The 24,278-nt window shown below is 47.4% G+C and carries 22 protein-coding genes, 1 pseudogene and 1 riboswitch; of the genes and pseudogenes, 17 read left to right on the forward strand and 6 right to left on the reverse strand.

The window, feature by feature from the left end:
• Positions 1-47 precede the first annotated feature (47 nt).
• The 7 genes from queG (at position 48) to QP794_RS29740 (ending at position 9,488) form a co-directional block, all read left to right on the forward strand.
• Positions 48-1,937 (forward strand): tRNA epoxyqueuosine(34) reductase QueG, encoded by a 1,890-nt coding sequence (queG, locus tag QP794_RS29710; RefSeq protein WP_285080322.1) that lies wholly within the window; start codon positions 48-50, stop codon positions 1,935-1,937.
• A 15-nt stretch (positions 1,938-1,952) separates the two neighbouring features.
• Complete coding sequence (locus QP794_RS29715; RefSeq protein WP_285080323.1) at positions 1,953-2,984, forward strand: HD-GYP domain-containing protein; 1,032 nt, start codon at positions 1,953-1,955, stop codon at positions 2,982-2,984.
• Positions 2,985-3,207: 223 nt separating this feature from the next.
• Entirely contained in the window at positions 3,208-3,471 is a 264-nt protein-coding gene (locus QP794_RS29720) for a YneF family protein (RefSeq protein ID WP_024633000.1), read from the forward strand.
• Positions 3,472-3,568: 97 nt separating this feature from the next.
• Entirely contained in the window at positions 3,569-4,162 is a 594-nt protein-coding gene (gene folE, locus QP794_RS29725) for a GTP cyclohydrolase I FolE (RefSeq protein WP_024633001.1), read from the forward strand.
• Between the two features lie 258 nt (positions 4,163-4,420).
• Entirely contained in the window at positions 4,421-5,275 is an 855-nt protein-coding gene (locus tag QP794_RS29730; RefSeq protein WP_285080325.1) for a lipoate--protein ligase family protein, read from the forward strand.
• A gap of 70 nt (positions 5,276-5,345) precedes the next feature.
• Entirely contained in the window at positions 5,346-5,570 is a 225-nt protein-coding gene (locus QP794_RS29735) for a hypothetical protein (protein ID WP_024633003.1), read from the forward strand.
• Positions 5,571-5,837: 267 nt separating this feature from the next.
• Complete coding sequence (locus QP794_RS29740; RefSeq protein WP_285080327.1) at positions 5,838-9,488, forward strand: S-layer homology domain-containing protein; 3,651 nt, start codon at positions 5,838-5,840, stop codon at positions 9,486-9,488.
• Between the two features lie 135 nt (positions 9,489-9,623).
• On the opposite strand, the gene QP794_RS29745 is transcribed toward QP794_RS29740, so the two are convergent.
• Both QP794_RS29745 and QP794_RS29750 read right to left on the reverse strand, forming a co-directional pair.
• On the reverse strand, positions 9,624-10,946 hold the full coding sequence (locus QP794_RS29745; protein ID WP_285080329.1) for a Fe-Mn family superoxide dismutase: 1,323 nt from the start codon (positions 10,944-10,946) through the stop codon (positions 9,624-9,626).
• 200 nt (positions 10,947-11,146) lie between these two features.
• On the reverse strand, positions 11,147-12,175 hold the full coding sequence (locus QP794_RS29750; RefSeq protein ID WP_079348878.1) for an alpha/beta hydrolase: 1,029 nt from the start codon (positions 12,173-12,175) through the stop codon (positions 11,147-11,149).
• Between the two features lie 359 nt (positions 12,176-12,534).
• Here QP794_RS29750 and QP794_RS29755 point away from each other — a divergent pair, with 359 nt between their 5' ends.
• The 3 genes from QP794_RS29755 to QP794_RS29765 all read left to right on the forward strand — a co-directional run bounded on the left by QP794_RS29755 (position 12,535) and on the right by QP794_RS29765 (position 16,000).
• Positions 12,535-13,278: an IclR family transcriptional regulator gene (locus QP794_RS29755; protein WP_285080330.1), complete on the forward strand. Its 744-nt coding sequence runs from the start codon at positions 12,535-12,537 to the stop codon at positions 13,276-13,278.
• A gap of 114 nt (positions 13,279-13,392) precedes the next feature.
• Positions 13,393-13,506, forward strand: a riboswitch (TPP riboswitch).
• 367 nt (positions 13,507-13,873) lie between these two features.
• Entirely contained in the window at positions 13,874-15,658 is a 1,785-nt protein-coding gene (thiC, locus tag QP794_RS29760) for a phosphomethylpyrimidine synthase ThiC (RefSeq protein WP_285080373.1), read from the forward strand.
• Between the two features lie 219 nt (positions 15,659-15,877).
• The gene (locus QP794_RS29765) at positions 15,878-16,000 is read left to right on the forward strand and encodes a hypothetical protein (protein ID WP_285080331.1); all 123 of its coding nucleotides are present in this window, start codon (positions 15,878-15,880) and stop codon (positions 15,998-16,000) included.
• A 175-nt stretch (positions 16,001-16,175) separates the two neighbouring features.
• Here the strand turns inward: QP794_RS29765 and QP794_RS29770 are convergent, their stop codons facing one another.
• From QP794_RS29770 to QP794_RS29785, 4 genes are all read right to left on the reverse strand, one after another.
• On the reverse strand, positions 16,176-16,868 hold the full coding sequence (locus QP794_RS29770) for an aspartate/glutamate racemase family protein (RefSeq protein WP_285080333.1): 693 nt from the start codon (positions 16,866-16,868) through the stop codon (positions 16,176-16,178).
• A 201-nt stretch (positions 16,869-17,069) separates the two neighbouring features.
• A complete protein-coding gene (locus QP794_RS29775; protein WP_179132768.1) occupies positions 17,070-17,237 on the reverse strand; it encodes a hypothetical protein in 168 nt (55 codons plus the stop codon).
• Between the two features lie 550 nt (positions 17,238-17,787).
• The gene (locus QP794_RS29780) at positions 17,788-18,606 is read right to left on the reverse strand and encodes a zinc ribbon domain-containing protein (protein WP_285080336.1); all 819 of its coding nucleotides are present in this window, start codon (positions 18,604-18,606) and stop codon (positions 17,788-17,790) included.
• A 72-nt stretch (positions 18,607-18,678) separates the two neighbouring features.
• On the reverse strand, positions 18,679-19,629 hold the full coding sequence (locus tag QP794_RS29785) for a helix-turn-helix transcriptional regulator (RefSeq protein WP_285080339.1): 951 nt from the start codon (positions 19,627-19,629) through the stop codon (positions 18,679-18,681).
• Between the two features lie 83 nt (positions 19,630-19,712).
• Between QP794_RS29785 and QP794_RS29790 the strand changes: the two genes are divergently transcribed.
• The 7 genes and pseudogenes from QP794_RS29790 to QP794_RS29820 all read left to right on the forward strand — a co-directional run bounded on the left by QP794_RS29790 (position 19,713) and on the right by QP794_RS29820 (position 24,216).
• Positions 19,713-20,408, forward strand: a complete 696-nt coding sequence (locus tag QP794_RS29790) for a response regulator transcription factor (RefSeq protein ID WP_024633012.1) — start codon at positions 19,713-19,715, stop codon at positions 20,406-20,408.
• Positions 20,401-21,489, forward strand: a complete 1,089-nt coding sequence (locus QP794_RS29795; RefSeq protein WP_079348883.1) for a HAMP domain-containing sensor histidine kinase — start codon at positions 20,401-20,403, stop codon at positions 21,487-21,489. Before QP794_RS29790 ends, QP794_RS29795 begins: the two co-directional genes overlap by 8 nt.
• A 432-nt stretch (positions 21,490-21,921) precedes the next feature.
• A pseudogene (locus tag QP794_RS33400) lies at positions 21,922-22,249 on the forward strand (M15 family metallopeptidase); the annotation flags it as partial.
• A gap of 233 nt (positions 22,250-22,482) precedes the next feature.
• Positions 22,483-23,034 (forward strand): VanZ family protein, encoded by a 552-nt coding sequence (locus tag QP794_RS29805; RefSeq protein WP_285080344.1) that lies wholly within the window; start codon positions 22,483-22,485, stop codon positions 23,032-23,034.
• A gap of 12 nt (positions 23,035-23,046) precedes the next feature.
• Complete coding sequence (locus QP794_RS29810; RefSeq protein WP_094939452.1) at positions 23,047-23,259, forward strand: hypothetical protein; 213 nt, start codon at positions 23,047-23,049, stop codon at positions 23,257-23,259.
• A gap of 206 nt (positions 23,260-23,465) precedes the next feature.
• Positions 23,466-23,870 (forward strand): hypothetical protein, encoded by a 405-nt coding sequence (locus QP794_RS29815; RefSeq protein WP_285080347.1) that lies wholly within the window; start codon positions 23,466-23,468, stop codon positions 23,868-23,870.
• A gap of 31 nt (positions 23,871-23,901) precedes the next feature.
• Positions 23,902-24,216 carry a hypothetical protein gene (locus QP794_RS29820; protein ID WP_285080349.1) on the forward strand — a complete coding sequence of 105 codons (315 nt, stop codon included), beginning with the start codon at positions 23,902-23,904 and terminating at the stop codon, positions 24,214-24,216.
• The last annotated feature ends 62 nt before the right edge of the window (positions 24,217-24,278 follow it).

Here is a 24,278-nt window from a genome sequence, read left to right on the forward strand (position 1 = left end):
CGTTCACTATTTACGGAATTAGCGCTGGAAGAAGAGAGGGAATAGATATGACGAGTGCACAGACCGGAGCAGCAAATGCGGCAGCTGTATGGGAGAAGTTAAAACAAGAGATTAAAGCAGCCGCTCCCGAGATGGGCATTGATGATATTGGGTTTGCCTCGGCAGAGCCTTTCGTGACATTGAAGTCTATTCTGGAGCAGCATCGGGCTAAAGGGTTTGAATCCGGATTTGAGGAGCCTGACATTGAGAAAAGGGTGCGTCCCGAGTTGAAGGACGGCGAGCCTGCTTCGCTCATTGCGATAGCCGTGGCTTATCCTTCGAAGATGATCAATCCGCCGAAGTCGGAGCCGGGCGCCTACCGTGGTATTCTGGCCCGTTCTGCCTGGGGGCAGGATTATCACCAAGTTCTGCGGGCTGCGATGGACAAGCTGGTTCATTTTATACGTGAGCGCGTACCTGAAGCCATGATCGAAAGTATGGTAGACACCGGGGCATTGGTGGACCGAGCTGTTTCCCAGCGTGCGGGGATTGGATTCAGTGCCAAGAACTGTGCCATTATATCGCCGAAATTCGGTTCATGGATCTTTCTCGGGGAGCTGGTAACCAATATCCCGTTTCAGCCAGATAACCCGGTGACCGAGGATTGTGGTGAATGTACGAAGTGTATTGATGCCTGTCCAACAGGAGCATTGGTGGGGCCGGGACAGCTGAATGCACAGCGCTGTATTTCGTTTGTGACCCAGACGAAGGGCTTCGTGGATGAAGAATTTATGCTAAAAATTGGCAATCGCCTGTACGGTTGTGATACCTGTCAGATTGTCTGTCCGAAGAATCGGGGTAAAAATTGGGACCACCATCCCGAGTTTCATCCCGATCCGGAGATTGTAAAACCTTTGCTGATACCGCTGCTCGACATCGGTAACCGTGAATTCAAAGAGCGCTTTGGCCAAAGCTCCGCCGCTTGGCGGGGCAAAAAGCCAATCCAGCGCAACGCCGTGATTGCCCTGGGCAATTTCAAAGACAAAACCGCTGTACCAAAACTAACGGAGGTACTGAAGCGTGATCCGCGTCCCGAGCTGCGGGGAACTGCAGCCTGGGCGCTGAGCAGAATTGGAGGAGAAGACGCAATGAGAGCTATTGGGGAAGCTGCCGCTAACGAACAAGATGGGAACGTGCTAAGCATGCTGCAGAAGGCCAAGGAACGACTGAGTTCGTCCGCGACCTTACCCGATAAGCCTCAGGCAGAACAATCGAGCAACAATAAGCCTGAGGATCAGAAGGAACAGAATAATCAGCTTAACCAATTGGATGGGCAGCAGCCAAATCAGGTAACGGAAGAGGCACCCGAACAGGAGAACGGGCAGGCTAAGGAGCCTGCCAAACCGGAAGCTGCAGCATGGAAACCGTCAGCCGTAACAGGTCTGCATGGTACACCCGTATATTACGATGAGGTGCTGACACCGATCGGAACACTTACGCTCTGTGCTACGGACAAGGGGCTGTGTCACATTGATTTTGGTGCTTTCCATGTGCGCGAGGCGCATCTGCAACAGTGGGCCCGTACCTGGATTGGGGAATATCGATATGAGAAAAATGAAGAGAAGCTGAGTGAAGCTGTACAGCAGTTGAAGCAGTATTTTGCAGGAGAACGAAAAGCGTTTGAACTGAAGCTCGATTTGTTTGGAACACCATTCCAGCTACAAGTATGGCAAGTCCTGTCCGATATATCTTATGGAGAGGCCTCAACACACCAACAGGTTGCGGAAATCATCGGCAGGCCCAAAGCTGTTCGAGCAGTTCTGGACGCGATTAGCAAAAATCCGATTCCGATTATGATTCCCTGTCACCGCATCAGCGGTAAAGACGGAACCCTGGTGGGTTATGTAGGCGGTCTGCAAACCAAAGAGCAATTGCTCACATTGGAGCAGCAATCGTAAGAGCGGGGGACGTTCATGAAGTATGTTAACGTGGAGAGCGTGGAGGCGGGGGAGTTTCTGGGTAAAACCATATATTCCGGCAACGGCACGGTATTGCTGTCTGCCGGAGTCCAGCTTACCGTATTTATGGTTAATACGCTGAAGCGTATTGGCGTGACCATGCTGTACATCCAGGATGAAGCGTATAAAGATGTGGATACAGAAGACATTCTGGATGAAGCCACGAAAAAGGCAGTAATTAATGAAATGAGTGTCACGCTTGAATCTATTCGTTCCGGGAAGGACTGGAGCCCGAAGAAGGTCGCCATCAGCATAGATAAATTGTTGAACGATGTTCTGAACGGGCGTGAATTGCTTGTCCAGCTCACAGATATTCGGACCAAAGATAACGCACAGTATGTTCACGCCATGAATGTATGTTTGCTGTCTTCTGTCATTGGTCTGAATCTGGGGCTTAACTATGCGCAGCTCAAGGATCTGGCTGTCGGAGCCCTATTGCATGACATCGGCAAAGTGGAGGGGGCACCCGGCAGCGGTTCAGCAGCGAATTCTTCTCTGCATCACACGTGGAGAGGGTTCGAGTTGATCAAGTCCAAACGGGAGTTCAATCTACTTGTGGCACATACGGCATTGCAGCATCATGAGCATGTAGATGGTACAGGACTGCCGAGAGGTATCAAGGGAAAGGACATTCATCTGTTCGCCAGAATCGTGAGTGCAGCTAACACGTATGATAATCTGATCAATGGCCTTTCGGGTCGAAGTATGCTGCCACATGAGGCCTGCGAAGAAATGATGGCGATGTCTGGCACGAAGCTGGATCGTGATATTCTGATCGAATTCAACCGGAGTGTGTCCGTTTATCCGAATGGAACAGCAGTTCGATTGTCTACCAGGGAGACCGGAGTCATTGTACGTCAGCACCGGGGATTGCCCGGCAGGCCAGTCATCCGGGTTGCACGAGGCAGTACACGTTATGATCTGGATGTGATTGAAGTGGACTTGGCTCAGCATACAACCGTTTTCATAGAGGCGGTCCTGATGTAACTTAAACGGATGTTGCTGAGAGATTTACTGAATATTTTCGATCTGTTTCCTGGATGTTAAATTCAGCAGTTAGCTGGAAAATCCGTTTGCTCAAGGCGTGCGGAAATGCTATGATAACTTTCAGGAAATCCGGTACGTGTCATGTTTACATCGTGAGCGTTCAACATCATGTGCTGACACGAATCATCAGGCTTTTTAGATTGCATACAGAGGTGTCTAAGAGATGGCAATAGCAATACCGATTATTACATTGATTGTTGGTCTGGTCGGAGGATTTTTCATTGGGGTATACTACTTGCGGAAGCAGCTTGAGAAAATGCAAAGTGATCCTGACATGCTCCAGAAGATGGCGAAGCAAATGGGTTACAACCTGAATGGCAAGCAAATGCAGCGCGCCCAGCAGATGATGAAGAACCAGCAGCCTGGCGCGAAGATGCCTCAGCCGGGGCAACATCCTGCGCGTAAAAACTCGGGCCGCCGAAAATAATAGCTGTGAGTGAGCATTTTGCATAAGAATCGAATTATGCATAATGCTCAAGTGAATAGTTGCTTACAGCATGTGGTTCGAAAGGAGGCGTTCGGCAGTGGCTGGCGTTAAAGATTATTTGAATTCAAAAGTATCCGACAATCGGGAGAAGATCGAGTATCACGTTGAGCAGATCCTGAAATTGATCGGTGAGGATAGTACGCGTGAAGGGCTGCTGGAAACGCCTGCACGCGTAACCCGGATGTATGAAGAGATTTTTGGCGGGTATGAAGTGGACCCGCGTGATGTACTTGGGGTTACGTTTGACGAGAATCACGAAGAACTGGTCATTGTGAAGGACATTGTCTATTACAGCCAATGTGAACACCATATGGCGCCTTTCTTCGGCAAGGTGCACATTGGATATGTACCGAGCGGCAAGATTGTGGGACTGAGCAAAATGGCCCGTTTGGTGGAGGCGGTTACCCGCCGCCTGCAGGTTCAGGAGCGCATTACCTCACAGATCGCCGATATTCTGACTGAGGCGGTAGAACCGAACGGTGTCATGGTCGTCGTGGAAGGCGAGCACTTGTGCATGTGTTCCCGCGGCGTGAAGAAGCCGGGCAGCAAGACGGTAACGTCTGCTGTGCGAGGTTCTTTCCGTGACAATCCGGCACAGCGTGCAGAGTTCCTGTCACTGGTGAAAGATTAAGATTGGCTCATTCCACACGTTGGACAAGCCAGAAGCATTTGAATCTTTGGCGTAATTATGTCGTTTCCATTCGGCAATTTTGCTGGAACTGAAATGGCAGAATAGATGCTTGTGCCAATGGAAGCTTTCATAAATAAGCCGTGTTCCCTGGGGAACCGGCTTATTTATATATTACTTTTGCATTCACACAAGGAGATACATAAGGATCACCCAATTATTTCAGTTCATCCAGATTAGTTTAGTCGGAGGCTATCTTATATGAGTATACCGTCCAATTCAGATCAACCCGGATCGCGGGGAGCAGAGCAGCATTTGCAACTGGATCAATCATTGCGCCTGCAAATTTGGGAGACACCGCTCCTGCGGCCCGGGAGCAGTGTACTAGAAGCATTTGCCTGGGAAGAAGTCATGTGCCGCCGAGTGGGAGAAGGTCAGTTGCCTGTTGCCCACATTTGGCGGCATCCAGATGCTTTTGTAGCGGGACTGCGAGACAGGAGATTGCCACAGGCCGTAGAAGCCATGGAACGCATGAGAAGCCAAGGCACAGCGGTCTGTGTTCGTCCATCCGGTGGTGCAGCAGTCCCCCTGAATCCAGGGGTCGTTAACGTGTCTTTAATTTTGCCTAACCCGGGACGTGCCATCAATATTCACGACGATTTCCGGGAGATGGCCTCATTGATCGCTGAATCGCTAACACCATGGTCGAGTCAGGCACGTACAGGGGAGATCGAGGGTGCTTTCTGTCCTGGCGATTATGATGTCAGTGTGGGTGGACTGAAATTCTGCGGTATTGCCCAGCGCAGACAGGCCAAGGCTTATATTATTACTGCCTTTATCATCGTGGAGGGACAAGGTGATCAACTGGCAGCAGATGTGCGTCAGTTCTATCAGGACGCAGCAGACGGTGCCAGCGAAGGGTACCCGGATGTTCGGCCCGGAACGATGGCGAGTTTGCAGGAACTGGCAGGTGTTCCTTCTTCTGCGGCGTATACAGCCTCGCTGGTACGCACACTGCGTCAGCGTTTTCCCTTGGCGGAGACGAGCCGCGTGTTGAGCGTGGATCGGGAAACCGTTAGACGGACGGCTGAGCAGATGAAACTGCGTTACGATTAGGTTCAGAAGCTTGGACTTGGAATTGGGTAATAGAGATGATATGATGTGATTTCGGAAGGAGAGTGTCTACATGGAAACATTAAGATATACGTATTTATATGAGGTTATTTCCACAGGCGAAAAGTCTGAGTTCAGCCAAATGGCAACAAGCAAAGAAGAAGCAGCTGCTCTGATCATTGCACGTATCGCTGATCTTGAATTTACAGGTGAGGAAGATATCAAGCTGGGCGATCTGATCGCGATTAGCAAACAGGTTGGCGACAATTATGTTGCCTGTGAGGGTTGCGCCTCTTAAGGTATACGCTCTGCATAGTGGGCCTCAAATGATAAGCAAGTCTCTAGTATAGAGGCTTGCTTTTTTGTTCTGTATTTGGATTATTCGATTTAAGCGTGCCCCGCTGAACAACAATTGTACGGGAAGAAACATGTTCATTTGAAAGTGGTTTTGCGAAAATGCGAGAAAAGGCATATTTTCACGAAAAATGCCGATAATTGTTCAGAATCCGTTCAGAGCTGATAGTTATAATCTTCCTACAACAGAAAGAGAAGGGAAGATTCGAACATGCGAAAAAAGGATCACCAGAAGCGCGCCAGGCTCCTGAGAAGAATAGGGGTCGTGATATTATCGTTCCTTATGGTCTTCGGTATGCTGCCAGTTGTGTTTCAACAAGGCGTCGTTCAGGCCAAGAGTTGCTATGAAATGACGGAAACGGATTCTGATGATGTTGAATGGAAGCTCATTAGTACGCCTGAAGAGCTCTATTGCGTAAGAGAAGACTTAAACGGTAATTACAAGCTGAAGAATGATATTTCTGAAGCAGCCATGAGCACGTTTTTGAACGGAGGATCTTGGACTCCAATTACTGACATGATAGAAGATGAGCTTATGCCTTTTACAGGCAGTTTCGATGGGAATGGTTATTCAATCTCCGGTTTGAAAACGACAGATGAGAATCAGAACGATGTGGGGCTGTTCTACGGATTACAAAGTGCTGAGGTTAAAAATCTTATATTAAATAATGTATCCTTTACAGGTGATGCGATGGTAGGTGGGCTTGCAGGAGAAATTAGAGAGTCACGCATTGAAGGCGTGCATATCAGCGGAAATATACGAGGGAATATAAGAGTAGGGGGCATCTCAGGATACTCGGACGAAAGTGAGTACCTGAATAATAGCACTAGTGTCACGGTAAGTGGCTTAGATGAGTATGGCGAATCCTTCGGTGGGCTTTTGGGTGAAAGCAATAAAGGCACAATCGTTGGAAATGCTGCAGAAGGCACAGTGAGTGGTTATGATTCTATAGGAGGACTTATTGGGGAGTCGAATGATAATTTCATCCGTCAAAGCTATGTTTCAGGACAGGTGACAGGTGACTACCTAATAGGGGGATTAGTTGGTCAACTTAATTTTGAATTAAGCCATACCATTGCAGACAATTATGTGGTCGGTTCTGTTAGATCTGATGCTTCAGGGAATAATGACTTTTCTGCTGAAGGTATTGGCGGCTTGTTTGGTGAAGTGAATAAAGTACGTGGCTCGAGTGACACCTCTCAAATAAATGTACTTAATAATTATGTGGCGGCATCTGTAAACGTTATGTCTGATAATTCATCATCACCCATTGATGATCAGACGATAGGGTCAGTCATTGGTAATCTGAATGATTCAGAGAATCAAGTTATCTTTACTAATAACTACTATGATTTAGCCAAGAGTAGTACGAACCAGCAGAATGGTTCTAATTATGCAACGGGTCTTACTACTGAGCAGATGAAACAACAATCTAATTTCAGTGGATGGGATTTCGATGGAGTTTGGACAACTCGTAACAGGATCAACGATGGGTATCCGATCTTGCGTTCATCCAAGCTTATGAATGCACCGACTCCACCACTGCCCGATCCTACAATAGGTTATCTGTATCCATATCCTATGTACGGAACAGTTACTCAGTCCACATCTAAAGTTACGGTGAAGCTTAATGAAGCTGGTAGATTTTATTATGACAATCAATTATATGATGAGGAAATTGTAGGACAGTCGGAAGAAGATACTAAATTACATGCATTATATAATCTATCTTATGTTGATCTAGAAGCTAATGAAGAAAAATCGTTCTTGTTCACAGGATTGGACGAGAACACTTGGTACCGAGTGTTCCTGGCGGTAGAAGATAAGAATGGTCAGCTCAAGAACATGGGAGATCGGGGATATTCAACACTTGCAAACTCAACTCCTCTTCCACAAAACGTAGTGGCTACACCTGGTGATGGTCAGGTTGCCATTGAATGGACTACAGAGCCAGAATTAGATTATCGCGTGTATATGTACCAAGGAACAGTAGCGCCTGAGGATCCCGATCTGTGGACGGATGTGACGGACAGTTACAGTGATGGACATATCAGTGATCTGACAAATGGGCAGTCCTATATATTTGCAGTTAGATCGTATACTTCCGATGAAGAAAATTCAGATTATGTTGCATCTAACGTTGTGATCCCGCAAGAGGAGAATAATAATGGTGGTGGATCTAATCCAGATCCAGACCCAGACCCGAACTTTCCTGTACCACAGCATGTAGTGGCAACAAAAGGTGAGAAAAAGGTTACGTTAACTTGGGATCCAATCATGAACGGATTAGCTTCGGTCTATATGTACGAAGGCTCATCAGCACCAGTAGACCCTTCACAATGGGTACTTGTTACTTCTAATATTTTGAATAGTAGTTGGGAAATTAATGATCTTAGAGAAGGCGAAAAATATATTTTCGCTGTTAGAGCTGTATATGAAGATGGCGTATCCGAATATGGAATTTCTAATCCAGTGAAGATTAACATAACTCCATCCAATCCAGAAACGCCAGGTAATGGGGGAGGTGGGGCAGTTATTACTCCTACTCCTGTAACGCCAACAACTCCACAAGCTCCACAGAAAGAAGTAATCAAAGTGGATGTAGCGAATGGGGATCAAGCTTCAACGATCGCTTCCTTGGAGATTAATCGTACTCGAGGAACAGATGGTACGGTTAAGGATGAACTTTTTCTTGATCAGAGCAAAACGCAAATCATTATCGACCAGTTGAAACAGACAGGCTCCCGTACAGCGGTTGTCTTGATTCCAGACGCAAAAGATGAAGTATCACAGTGGGATCTGAACCTCTCTCCACAATCGTCAGCAATGCTGGCTGAGCAAGGAGTGGATCTGGTTATTTCCAATCCTAATGTGAAGATTACCATTCCGGCGAGTTCCTTGAACGGACGAACAGATGATATTTATTTCCGTCTTGTACCGGTGAAGAAGGAATCCCAACGTTCAGAGATCCAAACGAGAGCACAGGCGAATGAGTCGATCATCCAATTCGTAGGCACAACGGATATCCAGATCATTGGACGTCCAATGACGATCGAAACGAATCTACAGAGCAGACCTGTTACGCTTATATTGCCTTTAGATGCTAATCAGGTTGCAGGTGTAAAATCTGAGGAGCTAGGTGTATATATTGAGCATAGTGATGGAACGAAGGAGCTTGTACACGGCAAACGGGTTACCCTAAACGTTGATAATCAGCAAGGTGTCGAGATTGAAGTAAACAAATTCAGTACATTCTCCATTGTTAAGGTCAAAGACTGGACAGACAACACATTGAAAGCAAAGCCTTATATTCAGGGGTACACGGATGGCAGTTTCCGACCAGAGCGTAATGTAACTCGTGCGGAAATGGCAACATTAATCACGCGTATTCTGGGAACATCTACTCTTGAGGGAAGTCATGAATTTACAGATGTTACATCCAGCCACTGGGCACAGGCGGCTATATTAGCGGCAGCCCAATCCGGTTCTGTTCAAGGCTATACAGATGGCAGCTTTAAGCCGGATCAAGCGATAACCCGCGCGGAAATGGCTGTCGTGTTACAGCCGTTATTACCGTTATTAACATCTGATCAGATGACTACTGCGCCGACAGCATTTACCGATGTGAACGAACATTGGGGGCAACAAGCAGTAGAACAATTAAGTTCGGCGGGAGTAGTTACCGGATACAAGGATGGCACGTTCCGTCCAAGTCAGCCGATAACCCGCGCTGAAGCTGTGACAATGCTGAATAAACTGATTGGTCTTCAAGCTGAAACGAATGCAGCAAGACAGTGGTCGGATGTACCTGCCACACATTGGGCTTATGAAGCGATTGAGGCAGCTTCTATCCGCAAGTAAATAGTTGTATTCAAACTCAAAGAGATATCTTTCAGTCATTCGGCTGGAGATATCTCTTTTTTTACATCAACATATTGCACCATGGATTCAATGCGCTCCAGAGCACTCCCCGATACTATGCTTAGCCCGAGAATCCTAATAAGGCGGCCATAACAGCTTGCGCGCAGTTTCGTAACGTTCCGCCACAGCTGGCCAGTACACAACCTTCCACCAGTCCTCGATATATTTTTTGCGTTCATTCTGGTGTTTCAGATAGTAGGCGTGTTCCCATACATCGAGCGGCAGGAGAGGCACGATGTCGGACTGAGATAAATTCTGGTGTTTCTCCGCCTGCAAAATTTCCAATCTATGCGCCCGTGGGCTCCAGACCAGCATGGCCCAGCCGCTGCCCTCCACCTTGTTGGCAGCCTCGGTGAATTGATTTTTGAACGCCTCATAACTGCCGAAATCCCGCTTGATCTGTTCTGCGAGCATGCCGGAAGGCTTACCTCCACCTTTGGGATTCATGATCGTCCAGAAGATCGTATGCAGGTAATGGCCTGCACCATTAAACGCGAGTTCACGTTCCCAATGTTTGATGAGTTCGAAATTGTTCTTTTTACGCGATTCTGCCAGCTTTTTCTCTGCGGTGTTCAGTCCATCGACGTAGGATTGATGGTGCTTGTCATGATGTATGCGCATGGTCATCTCGTCAATATGCGGCTCCAGCGCATTGTAGGCATAAGGTAGGGGAGGCAGTGTGTGTCCGCCAATCGGCACAGGTTTCTCCTTGACCACCGCTGTGTTAGCGTTGGGTGTGCCCTCTTCGTTTGCATTGGGAGACTGAACAGCAGCGGAAGCCTGCGCCTGTACGGATGGATGAGGGGTGTTGACTTTTCCCACAGCCGAAGACGGATTTTCTACAGCTTCACGATTGGACTGTCCAGATACGGACGTTGAGGCAATGTGTACGTTGGAATCAGCCGGTTGCCCCGAGGTTTGAAGAATATGTTCCAGTGAAAAAGTTGAATCAGACACCGAATCTCGCATAGCTCCATGTTGTTTCAGCGTTTCAAGTACCCCCAGGAAATACTCGGATTCGCGAATAAAATGCAGAATAACCAATTTGGCAAGTGGGACAGACTGAACTACAGTGCTTTGCTCCAGGAGGACATATAGCTGTCTAATGAACTCTCGCGATTGTGAGCAGGCTTCAGCCACGAGCTGTTCAATACAGCGGATGATGTAGGGGGCAGGAGGCTGGGTTCCCGGCAGTATTTGCTTCAACAGCTGATTCGCGACACTCTCGCTGTTCTCAAAGATGGCTTCCCATTCCGCAAGCCATTGGACATATGAGGGTTCAAGATCAGGAATCAATGCACGGATAACAATCGTATGTTCCTTTTCTTGCTCTTTCCAGAAACGAACTTCTTCAAGTACCCGCAGAGGCAGCAGATGTCCATATCCATACCAATTCATAAGTGGTAAACCTCCGTTTCAAATGAATTCAAATCTAGATCCAGCAGCGGAAATAAAATTGGCTCCCCGGTTCCCTCAATTTTGTAATACACAAGCTAGAGCTGTCTTTAATTACGTCCCAAAAGTATATTCTCCAGTCATGTTGTCCTATGTGTACAAAAAAAAGAGCCCCGTATATGGGCTCTTTAATTACCGGATCTTCACGATTCTCCGGCATTGGTATTTTCCACATCATCGCTGCTCGTCTTCGTTACATGACTCAGGAATGTAGAGACACGACGCAGGTATTCCTTCGGATGCTCCCGGAAGATCAGCTCATGATGCGCACCATCCACAATCCATTCATCGGAATACGGATTGGTCTGGTTGGCAGCGAGCAGCTCCGCAATCGGGTAAGGAGCTTTCTCATCCTCGGTACCATGGATGAAGAAAATAGGGAACGGATAATCTTCCTTTTTCACTTCCTGATACGGAATCTGCTGCAATCCGGTCCCGTTCAGAATCGGGAACAGCAGATTCATAATCTGCAGTGTAGGCTGACGCGGCAGATCAATCTGATTATGGATGTTATGGTACAGTGTATCTGGCTCAAGCAGGAACGTGCTGTCCAGAATCATCGCATCCACATCTTTGGTAATCAGCCCAGTCTGGAGGGCTGTACCTGCACCCATGGAGAAGCCCCATACAACAAGCTCCTGAGCTCCGCGCTGCTTCGCAAACTGGATTGCGCCAAGCAGCTGCTGGGATTCGGCTTTGCCACCTGTGGCGACAGCTTTGTTCACCTGGGAAGCGAAACCGTAATCGAACATCACCACATTGAAGCCTAGTTGGTGAGCATAATGGGCCAGGTCATACATCGGTACCCACGTTTCTTCACGATTCGCACCATATCCATGGCTGAATATGATGGTTTTGTTTGCATTATCGTCAGCCGGAATATACCAACCCTGCATCGTTCGACTGCCGTCTGCTGCTGGAAACGTGATGTCTTGATACTTCATGTTCTTGGCCTGCATGGGATTGGAGAAGACAGGCGCTACCGTTGGATTGGATAATACCCAAGCAATATAACCGTGTAGTGCAATGAAACAAAATAGCAGAAAAAATACAACGGAGAGCAGCAACGCCACGACAATATGTTTGAACCGGATCAGCCTCGGTGATAACGAAGAAGGCAGATCTGACACTTTCGTTTGCAGCGGGGCTTCGCTCTGGGATGTCGGATACATGATTGCCCCTCCTTTAAAAATCAAATGAAGATAACAACGAGACGAACAGAGCGTATTAATGATTTTTCTGACTACGTATGAAGCAAAATCTTAATTTAATATATCTTTATCGTATGTTCCAATATAGTCAAAGTCAATTGATTGGAGCCATTTGTTACGCAATTGTTATATAGTTCTGAAGATATATGGTTAACATTTCCTTAGGGTGCAAATTGCAGGGGATTTTTATTTATAAAAAGAAAATATTTACAATTATCCCTATTTCAAATTGGCGCTTTTTGGTTTACAGATGAGACCGTTTCTCATATAATTTATGTAACCAAGTTTCATGTGATGAAACATGAGGAGGGCAACATGCCATGGAAGATCGAAAGTTAACCGTCCGGGCTGTAGAACGGGCGCTGGATATATTATTGTGTTTTACAACGCGCAGTGATCTGGGACTCACGGAAATTGCCACTCAGATCGGTCTGCACAAAAGTACAGTCCATCGTCTGATGGCTACTTTGGAGGAGAAAGGGTTCGTGATCCGGGATGCAGCCACCGAGAAGTATCGACTCGGCATACGCATCTGGGAGCTGTCTGCCCATATGTCTCGCAGCGATGATCCGGCCATTCTGCTCCTTCCTGCGATGGAGCGGCTGAGGGATCGACTGGGCGAAACCGTAAGCTTATATCTGCGTGATGGCAGTGAGCGGATTCGGATTCAAGCCGTGCAGAGTGATCAGGCGATTCGCCGGGTGGCTCCGGTGGGAGTCAGACTTCCGCTATCTGTGGGAGCGTCCAGCAAAGTGCTGATGGCTTTTGCCACCGAGGAGGACCGTGAAGATCTGATGAATGGACCGGAATGGCCGGTATTTATCGATCCCAAAGTATATTTGGCACAGATGAAAGACATTCTGGAATATGGCTACGCAACAAGTTATGAGGAACGTGAACCGGGAGCTGCGGCAGTATCTGTCCCCATCCTGGATCGGAAAGGAAACATCGCTGCTGCCTTGTCGGTATCCGGGCCTGTTAGTCGCCTTTCCCAGGAGACGTTGCATGAATACGCACCTGTGCTGAAGGAAGCAGCTGCACAGATGGGACTCATGTTATCCTGATTTTATTTTCTGAATATAAAGGTTGTTTTTATGATTCGGTTGCGCTACTCTGTAATGGACGGCCTAACGGGTCAGGATAATTAAATATGTATCTGCGGCTTAGCTGCAACTTGTTAACGTTACTGGGGGAGTCCGAATTGTCCGGACTGAGACGGAATCGCATGAGATTCCGGACCCTTTGCACCTGATCTGGATCATACCAGCGTAGGGAAGTAATCGGCGATACGACCACGAACACCACATGATGTGACCTATTGGATGGGCTCCGCTATGGAGCCTTTATAAGGTGCGTTATTGGTGATGGACATAAGCCGGTTCCCTTGGGAACCGGCTTTTTTTATACAGTAAACAGGCGGAAGACGCTGCCAGAACTGCTTTTGGGCAAAGTACCCGGGAGCGGCTGGAGAGCGTCTGGGATGGAGTCCATTTGCATTGACTGCCTGCGTATTACTAAATGTGATGTCCTGCTTTCTGTCGTATGGTCGCTCTTTCTTTATCTATGTTGTGGATGATTCGGGATAAGTACGCAAGCATTTCAATCCAGACGATCACCAATGAGGAGGAGACAAGAGCGATGAGTAAAGGGAACAGAACGATGGGACAGGACGAGCAGGATCAGCAGCTGGCAAAAGAAAAAGGGGCGACCGGACGGGTTCAGCCCTTCCCGGGCAGCCGCAAAGTTTACATTTATGGCTCTCGACCGGACATTGCTGTACCGGAGCGTGAAATTGCCCTTCATGACACGAATACTCCCCAAGGAGTGGAACATAACGAACCGCTGCGTGTCTACGATACGAGCGGGCCGATGACCGATCCCGGATTTCATGCCGATATCCGGGCGGGTCTGCCAGCGCTGCGTACACGCTGGATTACGGAGCGTGAAGATGTTGAAGCTTACCGGGGACGGACGGTAAAGCCGGAAGATAACGGTCTGAAGCCAGGAGGGAAGCGAGCTGGAGCCGAGGAGTATCCAGGGTTGCGGGGTCAACCCTTGCGAGGAATAGCTGGGCGCAGCGTGACCCAGATGCATTATGCACGACAGGGAATCATCACACCGGAAATGGAGTTCGCCGCCATTCGTGAAGGCGTGGAGCCGGAGTTTGTGCGACAGGAGCTGGCGAGTGGCAGGGCGATCCTTCCGTCGAACATCAATCACCCGGAGAGCGAGCCGATGCTGATCGGGCGTCATTTTCATGTGAAGATTAATGCGAACATCGGAAACTCTGCCGTATCGTCCTCTATCGAGGAAGAGGTAGAGAAGATGACCTGGGCGGTGCGCTGGGGGTCAGATACGGTGATGGATCTTTCCACAGGCAAGGACATTCATACGACTCGGGAATGGATCATCCGCAATTCTCCGGTACCGATCGGAACGGTACCGCTCTATCAGGCGCTGGAGAAGGTCAATGGTGAAGCCAAAGCACTGACCTGGGAGTTGTATCGTGACACACTCATTGAGCAGGCAGAGCAGGGCGTGGATTACTTTACGATTCATGCAGGCGTGCTGCTGCGATATATCCCGATGACCGCCAAGCGCATGACAGGCATTGTGTCACGGGGCGGGTCCATCATGGCGGCATGGTGCCTTGCGCATCATCAGGAGAATTTTCTGTATACCCATTTTGAAGAAATCTGCGAGATTATGAAAAGGTATGACGTGGCGTTCTCTCTCGGAGACGGGCTGCGCCCAGGAAGCATCTACGATGCTAATGACGAAGCCCAGATGGCGGAACTGGCTACGCTTGGTGAACTGACACAAATCGCCTGGAAGCATGATGTGCAGGTGATGATCGAAGGTCCGGGACATGTGCCGATGCACAAGATCAAGGAGAATGTCGATCTGCAAATGGAGATTTGCAAGGAAGCGCCGTTCTATACTTTGGGACCCCTGACGACCGATATTGCACCGGGATATGACCATATTACCTCGGCGATCGGGGCAGCGATGATCGGTTGGTTCGGTACGTCGATGCTCTGTTATGTTACACCAAAAGAACATCTGGGCTTGCCCAATAAGGATGACGTGCGAGAAGGGGTTATCGCCTACAAGATTGCTGCACATGCTGCCGATCTAGCGAAAGGTCACCCGCGTGCCCAGCGGCGGGACGATGCGCTGTCCAAAGCACGATTCGAGTTCCGCTGGCGGGATCAGTTCAACCTGTCGCTGGACCCGGAACGTGCGCTATCCTACCATGATGAGACGCTGCCGGCCGAAGGGGCCAAGGAAGCCCATTTCTGCTCCATGTGTGGGCCGAAATTTTGCAGCATGCGCATTACGCAGGATATTCGTGCTTTTGCCGCGGACAAAGGATTGTCCGAGAATGAGGCCTTGGCTGCGGGCATGCAGGAAAAGGCTGAGGAATACCGAACACGCTCCTAAGCGTTGTTACAGCGCAATCTGGGCAGCCTGATATGGTGAAAAGCCGTTCCTCTCCGTGATTGTGGAGAAGAGCGGCTTTAACCCGGTATGTGGTGTTCGCACTTAATCTTAGAGGACAAGAAGTACGACACAACATATTTTTATCACTTATAGGTTGATTGTCTCATAGATGTTTAATAAAATGAGTATAAGTAAAAACAAATAAGAGTAGCCAGGCCAATGGCTACTCCTGCACAGCATTTGCGGTGGGTATTCCTCCAAGTGCAGCATAGTTCAGACGAAGTGACCCGTCAGGCCGTCAACCTGTGGCGGGTCACTTCTTTTTACGGTCGATGTATGTGAGGAGCGCAATAACTAACATTGCGAACACGATTACGTCGTTGAAAGAGAAGTTCATAGAATCACCTCCCACTGGAGGCAATCTATTTCCCACCACAAATTGGCTGTACAAAATGATTATACCATTCGAAAGACTCTCATTCGAGAGTCTTTTTATTTTGCTTCATGAGCTCAACACTTAACGGTGGGCCAAGCTCAACTTCTTTTCCAAATAAGCCGAAAGCGATGCCAGCGGGCTAAAGATCAACATGCCGGTATCTGCTGTAACTCGTGCTGCTGCGGGAGCCATGGACAGCTGAGCCGCTACTACCGTGCTTCCCGGGGACTGCTCAGCAATCTGCTGCAATCCAGCACTCACGGCTGCAAGATAACCTACCTTATCGCCTCGCATGATTAACTCGAATGTACCCGGGATCAATACCGCTTCAGCTTCTACAGCATCGATCCCTTTTCGCTGTCCATTCTCATCATCCTGCTGCAAAGCCTGATTCACCCGTGCCATCGTTCCTTCAATCGTCGCAGGGTTGGTAAACGCCAATATGTATCTCCCCGGTACTCGTTTCAATTCCTGAAGTAATGGGTCGTCAATACCAACCACTGGGACGGGAACATACTGTGCCTCCTGCTCAAGTACGGCTGCAAACAGGGTGCAGGTGACGAGGATGGCATCTGCATGACAGTGTGCGATCCATTGCAGCGTCTGTGATACTTTCTCACGCGTAACTGCCTCGGTGAAATCAGCATCATGTTTGAGGCGATCCAGACCCGGATCGACATAATGAACTAGTTCAACTTCATAAGGAGCGAGTGCTTCTTCAATCAGTGCAATGTTGGAATAGTGAGCGTGAAAACAGCCGATAGTCATCATCATATTTGCCCCCTGAAATGGATGTTGATTCAACAAAGTGCCGCAGATGTTTAACCCATTATAGGGATGTGACCATAGACTGTACATATGTAAAATGCCGATGTAACAACCAATTAAAGCGAAAACGCGAATAACCGTTCATCTACAACTTCGCAGAGAACGGTGCAGCCATGCAAGCAATGCTCAATTCGCTCATCATTTCATTTATCGCAAAGAAGGGGAGGCGTTCTTTTTAGCCATTTTTTGCTGCAAAATTTCATGAAAGGATAGACCTTGAGTGTTCTCATTCTCCTTTTTGGGAGCAACGGTCGCCGTGTTGCGCGGATATTGGTGGTGGTACGGGATCATTTGCTGAATAGGCATGCGGATCATCTTGGTTCCTCCTTTAATGCATTTTCGAATATGCATATGTGATTATTAAATAGCTTATGTATTCCGACAGGTTATCGTCTCTGTTACGCAAATAGGTATATGTGACTTGTTAGACGAAACAGGCAACTTAAGGTGCAATTCCAATTGGGTTGTAGTGATTTTACCCCGTATTGAGGAGATGTAAACGTTTTTAAAGAAATTCAGGAGGAAAGGACCGAATATGTGAGGTTTCGTATGGGAGGATAGAAGCGATTGTTAAGTGAATAGACCCAGTTTTGGGATTGCCAATTGTGTCGAAATTAAGACATATAGTCTGGTTGTATAGGTACGACATAAGCTAGCTAACTTGGTACCATGGTCGGTTGTCGGGTGCATATTAGGGCAATTTTCGACGGATAGACAAAAGGGAAATGCCAAAAAAGCCGCCAGGAAACCTGGCAGCCTAACAGCATTTTGCATAAATCCATGAGCGGAATTTCATTGCTGAGATACAGATACAGATATAAACAGTCCAATTCGGATTAAGAAATGATCATGTTCACTTTTCTTCTTATTTTTCGCGGCGAACAGCAATATACAGGTCTACTTGTACGTTCTCAGGATCGAGACTTCGCTCATCATACAATTCGAAATCTCCGGTAAACGTGCGTTCCCCCTGATTGTTCCAGGCCCACACCGCACCCCAGGCTTCACCCACGACTTCGGCCATCGGGCCCTTTCTGGAGGTGAACACCGCATATGTTGCAGGCGGCAGCTCAACGGAATTCACTCCCTCAGGTAACGATTCATCCGGGCTCACCTCATGACCCACAAGTATGGTGTATTCTCCATGTATGCCATCCGTATAGTCAGCGTAACAGCCATAGCGTGCCGCTTCAGGAGCGGGCTGATGATCTGAAGCGAAGTAGCTGTTCCAGAGACCCTGAATGCAGCCTTTGCCACTAATCTCAATGGTATTGGTGGTTCTGGCCGACACACCCGCGAGGCGTTTTCCTGGCAGTGTGACATACCGAATGGGCTCTGTGGAGAGCGTATTGTCGGGCGTTACTTGATTAAGGCCATCGGACCCATTCGAATGTTCTGCTGGAAATGCCACGTTCCGTTCAATACCAGCTGCATGCCATCTTTTCAAAAAAGGAAGTTGGTTGCGCAGCATTGACCTTGCTGATTCCTCGTCCATACCTTCTTGGCTCAGGATGGCGGTGCACATTTCAATCATGCCCTCCAGCGTAATATCGGGCTGCTCAAACTTGCCTTCTTTATAACAATAGATACAGTATTCGCGGGTTGTAGTACCATCCGTTTCTGTTCCGAATTGGGCAGGCGTAGTGAGTGGCATTCCACAGCTCTGGCATACGGTGACGTTCATAATTAATTCCTCCTCGTTATGTAAAGCTTGAATATAATAGAAGTATAACGGGAGGAACTGGACACCTGTCTGTCAGGTTCGAGGCGGGGCACTATAATTTTGCACAATTTGTTCGGCAATTCTACGAATCTCCTCTCGAATATGAAGAGGCTCCAGTACTTCGACATCTGCGCCAAATCCAAGAATGAACCCGTACAGCCAGTTGTCCTCCGGGAATGCGACCTGGCTGATATAATAGCCCTCATCATTCGGGATGACGCTCTCTATGCCAAACCATTCCACTGCGATGTGACGGATACGCGCATGGAATCTGAGGGTCAGAGGCACCTTGTTATCCGGGGTTGCCCAATCCTGCTGCCAGGGTCTGTCCTGCAGGTTAATCGGCTTGCGTTCGAAGTTTCCTTGGGCAAGGGCGACGTCTCGCATGCGGACCAGCTTAAACATACGGAACTCGTTGCGTTCGTGACAGAACGCATAGAGGTACCAGGAATGCTTTTTGAGCACAAGGGTATGCGGATCGGTCGTTCTATGGGTCTGGGTACCTTCGGCACTGCAATAGGTAAATGTAATGGGCCGCAGTTGATCCATGCCCTGTTCAATGAGCTGGAGCTTGATTTGCAGCGCTTCGGGATGCGTCCACATCGAATAATCTACAATAAAGCGGCTGGTATTGGCCTGGAAATCTTCATTTTTGGCTTCAGGCACGATACTGCTGAGTTTCTCCATCAACAGGTCTCGTGCCACATTCGTATGGGAGGTGGAGACACTGCGCAGCGCAGTGACAATGGAGGCCAGATCTTTGTCGGTCAGCACATTTCGGTCAAGCCGGTAACCTTCTGCAAGGCCAATCCCCCCGCTTGCACCCTGATAGGTGACGACAGGAATACCCGCCTGACCCAGTGTGTCTATATCTCGGTAGATGGTACGAATGGACACCTCAAACGTATCCGCCAAATCCTTGGCCTGCACCCGGCCACGATTGATCAACAGCACAACAATGGCTAATAAACGATCCAGTTTCATATATTGGATTCCCTTCAATCATTTATAAGTTGGATTCAGATATGTTATATTGTTGAGCATCACATATAGGAGTGGAATAAGCAATGAAACGTATTACGATTTTGATCGCAGATGATGAAGTTGAGATCGCTGATCTGGTTGCATTGCACTTGCAAAAAGAAGGATATCACATCATCAAGGCATTCGATGGGAAAGCGGCGGTTCAAGCCGTTCAGACACAAACGATCGATTTGGCTATTTTGGATATTATGATGCCTGGTATGGATGGATATGAGGTAACCCGCAAAATTCGAGAGCAGTATCACCTGCCTATTATTTTTCTAAGCGCCAAAACCTCGGATATGGATAAAATCACTGGGCTCGTGATGGGCGCAGATGATTACATGACCAAGCCATTTAACCCGATGGAACTGGTCGCCCGGGTCAATTCCCAGCTGCGCCGTTCCCTTCAATTCAGCCAGTCTGTACCGATCCAGCGTTCCATTCTGGAGAAAGGCGGCCTCATTATCTCGCCAGATCAGCATAGCGTCACCCTTTATGGCAAGCCCATCGAATTAACACCGAAGGAGTTTGACATTCTGTATCTGCTCGCAAATCATCCCAAACAGGTGTTCAGTGCAGAGAGCATCTTTGAACAAGTATGGGGAGAGGCTTATTATGAGAGCGGCAATACCGTGATGGTTCATATTCGGACCCTGCGCAAGAAGCTGGGGGAAGATGTAGACAAGAACAAGTTTATCAAAACGATCTGGGGTGTGGGGTACACATTTAATGAATAAACGTAGAAGTTTTCGAACAACCATGATTCTGTTGCTTGGTCTAAGCATGCTGGCATCTGGCGCGATTACCTTTGGGGTATATAAACTGATGCAATACTATTACACCGGAGTGCGTGCGGAGGATCAGTTAGCTGAATATCGTCACTTTATGAAAAGCATAGGGGATATTTACTTTTTCCTCATCCTGTTCATTCCGCTTGCTATACTGTTTTTCTTCTGGTTTACGAAGCCATATGTTACCTATTTCAAAGATATCTCTACTGGTATCCGGCAACTCGCGAGTGGAGATTTCCAGCACCGTGTTCAGATTTCGACGAAGGACGAGCTGGGCGCGATTGCAGAGGATATAAATCTGGCAAATCTGAAGCTGAAGGAAGCGGTAGAACGGGGAGATTTTGCGGAGAGCAGCAGGGACCAGCTGGTAGTAAACCTGGCGCATGATTTGCGTACGCCCCTAACGTCAGTATTGGGTTATCTGGATCTGTTGATGAAGGATGATCAGTTAACGGAAGAGCAGGTCAGACACTTTACAGCGATTGCTTTTACCAAATCTCAGCGTCTAGAGAAACTTATTGATGATTTGTTTGAGATTACACGAATGAACTATGGCATGTTGCCGATCGAGAAAAAGAGACTTGATCTTAGTGAGCTGCTGAGGCAGATGAACGAAGAGCTGTACCCCGTTTTTGAAAAGAACCACCTGGTCACCCGATTGCATATCGATTCCGAATTAACCATCTCCGGCGATGGTGAGGTGCTTGCACGCGTGTTTGAGAACCTGTTAATCAATGCGGCACGTCACGGTACGGATGGTCTTTATGTGGATATTCATGGGCATCGTGATGCAGGACAGGTTATCATTCAGATCATGAACTATGGGGGACATATTCATCCAGATGATCTGCCTCATATTTTCGATATGTATTACACCGGGGATCGAGCGCGTACACCGCAGGAAGGTGGAACAGGTCTAGGACTTTTTATCGCCAAAAATATTGTGGAGCAGCATGATGGGACCATTTCGGCCCAGAGTGATGTCGTACGGACCGTATTTGAAGTTCGGTTACCTGCATTAGAATGAAGTTACATGCCAAATTTAAGAAAAACTTTAGAATTGCCCTGCTTTTTTTTAACTAGTTTTCTCTATCCTTGATAATACGAGGTAAAGGAGGAACAAGGGATGAAGAAGTGGGGATTTTTGATATGTATCATTGTACTGGGATATATTTTTTCCAAGTCACCTGCATTGTTTGAGCAGAAGGAAGAAGCGAATCTGCAAATTCAGAATACGGCTGAAAATCGGGCGGGATATACCAAAACCATTAACGTGGATATGAAGAATCAAGTACATAAAGGGAATTTACTGCTCGTCAATTCGGAGTATCCTGTTCATGCGGAGGGTATTAGAACGGACATTGTGAATTTGGCTGAACAACAAGATCTGGTTCGTGGATACGGCTTGCTGGATCACAATATCATGTTGTCAAAGTACGTAGCGCAAGCGTTCGAGAAGATGATTGAAGCTGCAGCGAAAGATGACGTGCGTTACTTCCTCATCAGCAGTGGTTATCGAGACTTTACGAAACAGGAGCAGCTTTACGAGGAAAAGGGTTCGGACTATGCTCTTCCTGCGGGTCACAGTGAACATAATCTGGGCTTGTCCATGGATATCGGCTCTACCCTGGCTGCCATGAGTGAAGCGCCAGAAGGAGCTTGGCTGGAGAAGAATGCATGGAAATACGGATTCATTTTACGTTACCCGAAGGATAAAGTGCACATCACCGGCATTCAATACGAACCTTGGCATTTTAGGTATGTGGGACTGCCGCACAGTGCCATCATGTATCATAATCACCTGGTTCTGGAGCAGTATTTGGAGCTGCTGCAACAGAAAAAGAGCATTTCCGCTGAAGTCGGGGACAAGCACTATCATGTGCGTTATTACGATGCATCCAAAGCGAAGAGTATTAACGTACCTGAACACGGTCAATATGAGATATCGGGAGACAACGTGAACGGAGTTGTCGTGACGGTGGAGGAATAAACAACAACAAGATATACACGGAGGTTCATTATGAAACCTAAAGAGTTCAATATGAAGATCGTTTGGGTGGCGGCATTCATCATCTATCTGTATCTGTTGACCAAGCTGATCCTGTTCAAGGGACATACGATGGATTGGAACGTCGTTAGATTTCAACTTATGACGTTCGCGCAACAGCCGGATCTGATTCATACACGTACCGTTAACTTGACGCCATTTCAGGAAATTTCAAGAGACTGGCATAGCCTGTCGTTACATCGTCCCGGAACCGCAATTCATCTGCTCGGTAATATCATGGCCTTTATCCCGCTGGGTATCTTCATTCCAGTGCTGATGGGTAACAAGCTGTTGTCAGGGGCAAAGGTACTTGTACTTTCCTTGCTCTTAAGTTTTGCTTTTGAAGTGACACAGCTATTGACGGGCATGGGCATATTCGACGTGGATGATCTTATGCTGAATACCTTTGGTGGGGTGATTGGTTATGTCCTGTATACGATGCTTATCGGTCTGAAACGGATAATCGTAGGTGGAGCGGCTGGCACCGCGAGAAAAGAGTATAATTCCAATCAGAGTCGCGTTTAAGGAGGGAAGCATTTGATTTTCTTAGCTGCTTTAATGATTGGCACAGGAGTCGTGTTTGTCGTTCGTCCAAGCTACGTTACTCATTCTTCTTCAAAGGATGGAAACAACAACAATCAAATCACCGCCAGATGGATTGGGTACTCATTAATCATAATGTCCTGTCTCTTTCTGGTCATGGCCTCACTTCAAACACTGGATCAAGCTTCACATTACATTGGACATTAAAGGGAAGTTGGCATAAACATCATTAAGCATGCTCATATTCATTCTATTAAAAAAGCTCCCCATCACCTTTTCTGATGTGCTACAGGAATCACATATAAAAGTGAAATAAGAAGCAAGCCATGGTACAGTTTGCGATTGGAATTGCTAATAAGGTAGAGTAGAGAGGATAACCCTATTTACCTATATCCTTACAAGGAGGACATATATTGTATTCATTGGCTAAACAACTCGCAGGAAGAATGAAAGCGATCATGGAAATTGAAAGTGAGATTGCTGAAGCTGAAAGAGAAAGTGAACACCAAGGTGAAAAGCTTGTACGTGATTTAGAACAGAAAAGGTCAGATTTGATAAAAACCTTTTCACGTGATGAGTTGCTAGTCATCAAAACGGTAATGAAAGTTGGAAGATCGGAGAGAGGGTATCGATATCACTTTAATTCAAATGAAATTGAAATCATTCACTTACCGATTGAGTTGAATAATCATGAATTAATGCAGAAATATTCCTACTATCTGGTACATAAGACCAAACAGGAACTTGCACATGGCATTGAATATTATACGGCTGTGTCAGAACAACTGAAAGAAGGTATGGAAATCCTGAAACTCTAGTCTGTCAATTAGGATCTAGGAGGTCTGCAAGATGATAATGAAAATTTCTTACTATACGCCAGATGGTTTCTATTATTATGTTCCCGATCAATATGCAGAGCAAATAGATAAGTGGAGAAGGGAGTTTTCTGATTTTTTGCAGAGTATAGAAGGGAAACATCCGTTCACAGAATATACAGAGTCCATTAATTATGAAGGCAAGTTGGAATACGCTGTTTTTGTCCGTAGTTACGGAGGGGATGATTTTATGGACTGGATTAACGTGGAGAAATTGAACTGCAGAGGTGTGTACCGCATTCCCGCGCCACCCGATGATTCGGAAGTTGGATTGAAGATTGATTTTTAAACATATATCGATTAATAAAAGCAGAATCAAAAAGCTCCCCGTCACCGTGCAGACCGCACGGA

The organism is Paenibacillus sp. UMB7766-LJ446, assembly GCF_030226665.1.
Lineage (GTDB): Bacteria > Bacillota > Bacilli > Paenibacillales > Paenibacillaceae > Paenibacillus > Paenibacillus vandeheii.